This window comes from Actinomadura darangshiensis, from assembly GCF_004349235.1.
GTDB lineage: Bacteria > Actinomycetota > Actinomycetes > Streptosporangiales > Streptosporangiaceae > Spirillospora > Spirillospora darangshiensis.
Window position 1 is genome coordinate 1 of sequence record NZ_SMKY01000412.1, and the last position, 6,319, is coordinate 6,319.

Below are 6,319 nucleotides of genomic sequence, written 5' to 3' on the forward strand. Positions count from 1 at the left end.
CACGGGTACCCGCCGCCCCAGCAGGGCTATCCGCCCCAGCAGGGCTATCCGCCGCCTCAGCAGGGCGGATACCCGCCCCAGCAGGCCGGGTACCAGCAGGCCGCCTACCAGCAGGCCGGGTACGCGCCGCCCCAGCAGGGCGGCTACCCGGTGGCGCAGCAGATGCCGCCGCAGCAGCCCGCGGACCTGTACGGCTCGCCGATCCTCGTCTACGACCAGCCGACGCAGATCTTCTCGACCGAGGCGAACTACACGATCTGGGGTCCGCAGGGGCAGCCCGCCGCGCACGTCCGCGAGGAGGGGGTGAGTGGCGCGCGAAAGGCGCTGCGCGTCGTCAGCCAAGGGAACCAGAACAAGGCCGAGCGGAAGCTGACGGTCTTCCGTCCGGACGGCATGCCGTACTTCCTCTTCTACAAGCCGTACGGGTTCATGGGCACGCCCAGGATGCAGGTGCTCACGCCCCAGGGCGGCCTCATCGGGCACCTGCGCAAGCGGGCGATGCGCGGCTGGGAGATCCTCGACCCGCACGAGCAGCAGATCGGCTACTACGAGCTGATGAACGGCCGGGTCACCGACCTGCACCAGCAGTACGAGCTCGCCCGCATCCAGCGCGGCTTCGACGGCGTGGGCGAGTTCCTGTCGCAGGTGTTCACCGGGGCCGACCGCTACGTCCTGCGCATCAACGTCCAGCTCCAGGAGCCGATGCGCACGCTCGTGCTGGCCTGCCCGCTCGCCTTCGACACCGCCGTCTCGCAGAACCGCAGCATCGGCGGCCTCTTCTAGCCCCCGCACGGGTCAGGCCCCGGCGGGTGCCGGGGCCTGACGGGGTGCCGAACGAGCCGGAACGGGGATGGCTCGGTCAGCGGACCTTCGGGACGTTCCCGAAGAGCGGGCCGACCTCGCTCCAGCGATGCAGCTGGCAGCCGTCGGCGCGGGTGAACTCGGTGTCGATCGGCTTCCCCTGCCAGGTGCCCTTGACGGTGGCGATCTCAGGACCGCCGTAGATCTTGGTGCACATCTGGTCCTTGGGAACCGGTTTGAAGGGCTGCTTGACCTTGCTGAGGGCCGCGCACGCGTCCGCGGCCTTGGGGTGGTCACCTCCCGTTGGCTGGCAGGTCAGCTTCCAGGTCTTGGCGGGTGCCTCCTTGGAGGCCTTGACCTGCACGGTGAGAGAATCCGCCGGTGCGCCGGACGGCTGCACGGACGTCGTGCCCGAGGGCTGGTCGGCGGGGTTTCCGTTGGCCTTTTCTTCGCCGCAGGCGGCCAGGGACAGGAGCAATGCCATCCCGGGCGCCGCGACAAGGAGCGTCCGATACCGCATGCGTGATTCGACGCAGGGGTGCTTCGCGCGGTTCCATGGGGGTGTGATGAATTTCGGGGAAGACGTACCGGCCGTGGTCGCCGCGGATGTCCCGCAGGACGGCTACCTCCTGGACGTCCGGGAGCAGGACGAGTGGGACGCCGGCCACGCGCCCGCCGCGGTCCACATCCCCATGGGCCAGCTCGGCGACCGCGCCGGGGAGGTCCCGCGCGACCAGGACGTCTTCGTGATCTGCCGGTCCGGGGCGCGGTCCGCGCAGGTGACGGTCGCGCTGAACCAGGCGGGCTGGCTGGCGAAGAACGTCGACGGGGGCATGAAGGGCTGGGCCGAGGCCGGACGTCCCATGGAGGGCAGCGGGGACGGCCCGCCGTATGTCGCGTGATGTCCCGTTTTGAGGGGTTGTACGATCGGGTCTGACCGATACCCGCGGGAGCTCGGGCCACAGCCGGGCTGAGAGGGCGGCCTCAGAGGCGTCGCCGACCGCATGAACCTGTCCGGGTAATGCCGGCGTAGGGAGTGTGTCCCGTGACGTCCGACGTCGAGAAGCGCTCTGCCGACGAGGTCCCCTTCACCCTCGACGAACCCGCCCCCAAGGTCCTCGGCTTCTGGGACCAGAGCGCCTTCTGGGCCAACCTCGGCGTCAGCCTGCTGGCCTTCTCCGGCGCCTACACCGTCCTCGCGCCGGACGCCGCCGGCCGGCCGACCATCTCGATCATGGCGGGCATCGTCGCGATGGCCGTCGGGACGGCCCTCGGCGGGCTGATGCTCGGCCTCGCCGCCGTCCCCGGCACCCGCACCGGCCAGCCGGCGATGGTGCTGCTGCGCGGCCTGTTCGGGGCGCGGCTGTCGTACGCGCCGACCGTGCTGAACATCCTCCAGCTCGTCGGCTGGGGGACGTTCGAGCTGATCGTCATCGCGGACGCGGCCCGCGAGCTGTGGGACGGCGTCCCGCGCTGGGGCTACGTGATCGCGGCGGGCGCGGTCACGACCGTGCTGACGGTGTGGCCGCTCGGCTCGGTCCGGCTGCTGCGCCGGTACGTGACGGTGGCCGTGGCGATCGCGCTCGTCTACTTCTACGTGCAGCTCCTCCGGGAGCCGCTGCCCGACCTGACGCAGGGGTCGTGGGGCGGCTTCTGGGTCGGCGCGGACGCGGCGCTGGCCGTGTCGATCTCGTGGGTGCCGGTCGCCGCCGACTACACCCGGCACGCGAAGACCGAGCGCGGCGCGTTCGGTGCGGCGGCCGTCGGCTACTCGGTGACGCAGATCGCCGCCTACGTCCTCGGCCTGCTCGCGCTGGCGCTGGTCGCGGGCGACTCCACGAAGGTGTTCGACCCGTTCCTCGGCGCCACGCTCGGCGTGGTGTTCTTCGCGATCTTCGTGCTGCGGGAGGCGGACCAGTCGTTCGCCGACACCTACTCCACGGCCGTGTCGATCCAGAACCTGTTCCCGCGCGCGGACCGGCGGGTGCTGAGCGTCGCGCTCGGCGCGGGCATCACCGTCCTCGCGCTGGTCCTGGACATCGGCGACTACGCGGGCTTCCTGTCGCTGATCGGGTCGGTGTTCGTGCCGCTGCTCGGCGTCCTCGCGGCCGACTTCTTCCTCGGCCGGCGCCGGATGCGCGGCGGCTGGGACGTCTCGCGGACCGCGCCGTCCCGCTGGGGGATGATCGCCGCGTGGACGGTCGGGTTCGTCTGCTACCAGCTCATCAACCCCGGCACCGTCGAGCGGTGGGCCGGGTTCTGGCACGACGTGCGGGACGCCCTGCACTTCACTCCGCAGACCTGGATGAGCGCGTCGCTGCTGTCGTTCCTGGTCGCCGGAATCGCCGCCCTCCTCATCGGCAGGCTTACCAAACGGTAAGGTTTGTGTTCTCAGAGGGTCGCCGGAGCAAGTTCCGGCGCAAGTTGCCCGGCGCCACGCCGGAGTCCGGTGGCACGATGACAGACGTGTACGAACACGTCCACGATCCCATCGCGCGGGCCGTCATCGAGAGCGCCGCGGACGCGATCGTGGCCGTCGACCAGCGGCACCGGGTCACCGTGTGGAACCCGGCCGCGGAGCGGATGTTCGGCTGGCCGGCCGCCGAGATGATCGGCCGCGTGCCGCCGATCGTCCCGGACGAGCTGAAGGCCGAGCACAACGCCGTCCAGGAGCGGCTCCTCACCCGGCGCGCCGGGGACGGCGAGGGCGGGCAGATCTCGATCGCGACCCGCCGGTTCCACCAGGACGGCCGGCTCATCGACGTGCGCATCGACACCAGCTTGCTGAAGGACCCGAACGGGACGCTGCTCGGCTGGGTCGGGGTGTACCACCCGGTCGAGGACGACGAGATCGTCCAGCACCACATGGCCGAGCGGGCCCGGCTCGTCCGGCGGCTGAACGACATCGTCGCCGACCTCAACACCGAACTCGACCTCGCCGTCGTGCTCGACCGGATCACCGCCGCGCTGATCGAGCTGACCGGCGCCGACGCGGGCGGGTTCGTCCGGATCGAGGGCGAGCGGCTGCGGTTGGTCAGCATGTCGGGGCTGCCGGAGCGGATGCGCGGAACGTCCGCCGAACTGCGGCCGAGCCTCGTCGGGGAGCTGCTGAGGTCGGGCAAGACGGTCAAGCTCGCGACCGGTGAGCAGCGCCTCGGCGACCTGATCTGGTCGGAACTGCCCGGCCTGCACACGATCGCGCTCGGTCTGTCCTACCTGCAGAACCGGCCGTACGGGGCGCTGTACGCGCTCTTCTCCGGCAGCAAGGCCGGGCACATCGAGCTGGAACTGCTGGAGCTGCTCGCCGGGCACGCCGGCGTCGCGGTCGGCAACGCCGTCGCGTACGCGGAGGTCGTCCGGCAGCGGGCGCACGAGCGCGCGGTGATCGACTCCAGCGCCGACGGCATCGCCGTGCTGGACGGCGACCTCGTCGTCCGGCAGTGGAACCACTCCGCGCACACGCTGACCGGCATCCCGCCCGAGGACGCGCTCGGCCGCCCGCTGCCGTTCGACATGCCGGCGCTCGGCGAGATGATCACGTTCCGGCTGGAGTCGGGGACGTGGCTGAACGTGCTGGCCGCCGAGGTCGAGGAGACCGCCGAGCTGGTCGTCGACTTCCGTGACGTGTCCGAGGCCAAGGCCCTGGAGGAGGCAAAGGACCTGTTCCTCGCCACGACCAGCCACGAGCTGCGCACCCCGATCACGGTCGTGCAGGGGTTCGCGTCCACGCTGGTCAACCGGTGGGACGACCTGGCCGACGCCGACCGCCGCGCCGCCGTCGCCACGATCGCGGAGCGGGCCCAGTCGCTCGGGCGGCTCGTCGAGCACCTCCTGCTGGGCTCCCGCGCGGGCGCCGACGAGCTGGCGGTGACGATCGAGGCGTTCGACCTGAGCCGGGTGCTGGAGGGCGTCGTCGCCGGGTTCCGGTCCCTGTCGCCGCTGCACCGCGTCGAACTGGACATCGAGCCCGGCCTGCCGTCCTGCCACGGGGACGCCATGGCGACCGACATCGTCCTCGGGCAGCTGCTGGAGAACGCGTTCAAGTACTCCCCGGACGGCGGGACCGTCAGCGTCCGGGCCCGCTGCGAGGGCGCCGGCATCGTCGTCACGGTGTCGGACGAGGGGATCGGCATCCCGATCGGCGACCACGAGCGGATCTTCGAGCGGTTCGTCCAGGGCGACGCCGGGGACCGCCGCCGGTTCGGCGGCATCGGGCTCGGCCTGTACATCGTCAAACGGCTGACGGAGGCCCAGGGCGGCACGATCTCCGCGCACCCGGCCGAACGTGAGACATCTCACATTGAACCGCCTCATAGTGCGGTCACGGTGACGGGCGGGGCGGAGCCGACCGAAATGGAACGGGCCACACGCCTCCTCCCGACGACCGCGCCGCGCGGACCCGCAGGTGGCGCGCGTGCGGGCGAAGGGACCCGCATGCGCCTCGTACTGCGCTCCGCGGACTGATCGGCCGGTTACTTACCGTAAGGACACTCCGACCCGGGCGGCCTGGTGAGACCCGCGTGACCAGGGCTTTCGGCGGTCTCGACGGGTGGCACCCTTGCCTGGTGCGGAAAAGTGCGGTGTCTGCGGGGTGTGACGGACGAAACGTGTGCGTGAGGAGTAAGTCCGCCGTTGGCTGGATAGATCCTTTGATGGTTGCCGTTGGTGACGAGATTCCGATCCGGGGGTGATCACCGTGACCGGACGGCCGGTGACTCGTTGTGCAGGTGGTGAACGGAGGTGTCCTGGTTTCCGGACATGGCCATCAGGGCATTTCGGTCGTACCGGAAGAGCGACGACGGGACTCGTCCGAGTGAGCGGAAGCACGGGGAGGTGAGGGCGTCGAGCGTCGTACTGCTGCCACACGCACCGTCCAGCGTCGCGGTCGCCCGCAGGCGCCTCAGCTCGGAGCTGGCCGACTCGGGCGTCTACGAGTCCATCGTGGACGACGCGACCGTCATCGTCAGCGAACTCATCAGCAACGCCCTCCGGCACGCGCGGCCGCTGCCGTCCGGCCAGGTCAGGGTCTGCTGGCTGCGCCGCGGCGACGTCCTCGAACTCGAGGTCAGCGACGGCGGCGCCATGACCGAGCCGCGCCGCGGCCCGGGCACGCTCTCCTCGCTCGGCGGCCGCGGCCTGGGCATCGTCGAGGCCCTCTCCGAAGGCTGGGGAGTGCGCCACGAGGACGGCTCCACCACGGTCTGGGCCGTCGTGCGAGCCCCCAGGACCCCGGGCGGGAACAGCATGGCCGCCCCCGCCGGAGCGAACGCCGTCATCCCCGATCTGTCCGACTTCCCGGACCTGCTGGACGACCCCGGCGAAGATCTGTGCAACGGAACGAGGAGTGAAGTGGCCCCAAGTAGGGCATATCCGGCATAGAGGGACCCTGCCTGGAAGGAACCCCGCCCAACCTTGTAGGGTTTACCAAGCTCGGGCGCTGTCGTGCCCCCGTCGACACCGCCCGAGCCCTAACGTCCGGGCCGTGGGCCGCCGTCAGGCGCCCACGGCCCTTCACATT

Annotated in this window: 6 protein-coding genes and 1 riboswitch; of the genes, 5 read left to right on the forward strand and 1 reads right to left on the reverse strand. The window is 70.9% G+C overall.

The genetic code is table 11. The features are described from left to right. Positions 1-783: LURP-one-related/scramblase family protein (locus E1293_RS48220; protein ID WP_165978673.1), on the forward strand; the 783-nt coding region annotated here is incomplete at its 5' end. 76 nt (positions 784-859) lie between these two features. On the opposite strand, the gene E1293_RS43125 is transcribed toward E1293_RS48220, so the two are convergent. Then, the gene (locus E1293_RS43125; RefSeq protein ID WP_243717421.1) at positions 860-1,285 is read right to left on the reverse strand and encodes an SSI family serine proteinase inhibitor; all 426 of its coding nucleotides are present in this window, start codon (positions 1,283-1,285) and stop codon (positions 860-862) included. Between the two features lie 82 nt (positions 1,286-1,367). Between E1293_RS43125 and E1293_RS43130 the strand changes: the two genes are divergently transcribed. From E1293_RS43130 to E1293_RS43145, 4 genes are all read left to right on the forward strand, one after another. After that, complete coding sequence (locus E1293_RS43130) at positions 1,368-1,703, forward strand: rhodanese-like domain-containing protein (RefSeq protein WP_132205325.1); 336 nt, start codon at positions 1,368-1,370, stop codon at positions 1,701-1,703. Between the two features lie 34 nt (positions 1,704-1,737). Then, a riboswitch (TPP riboswitch) is annotated at positions 1,738-1,854 on the forward strand. Then, on the forward strand, positions 1,847-3,181 hold the full coding sequence (locus E1293_RS43135) for a purine-cytosine permease family protein (protein WP_132205327.1): 1,335 nt from the start codon (positions 1,847-1,849) through the stop codon (positions 3,179-3,181). It overlaps the preceding riboswitch by 8 nt. 77 nt (positions 3,182-3,258) lie before the next feature. Further along, the gene (locus E1293_RS43140) at positions 3,259-5,265 is read left to right on the forward strand and encodes a sensor histidine kinase (RefSeq protein ID WP_132205329.1); all 2,007 of its coding nucleotides are present in this window, start codon (positions 3,259-3,261) and stop codon (positions 5,263-5,265) included. Between the two features lie 369 nt (positions 5,266-5,634). Further along, a complete protein-coding gene (locus tag E1293_RS43145; protein WP_132205331.1) occupies positions 5,635-6,180 on the forward strand; it encodes an ATP-binding protein in 546 nt (181 codons plus the stop codon). Positions 6,181-6,319 lie beyond the last annotated feature (139 nt).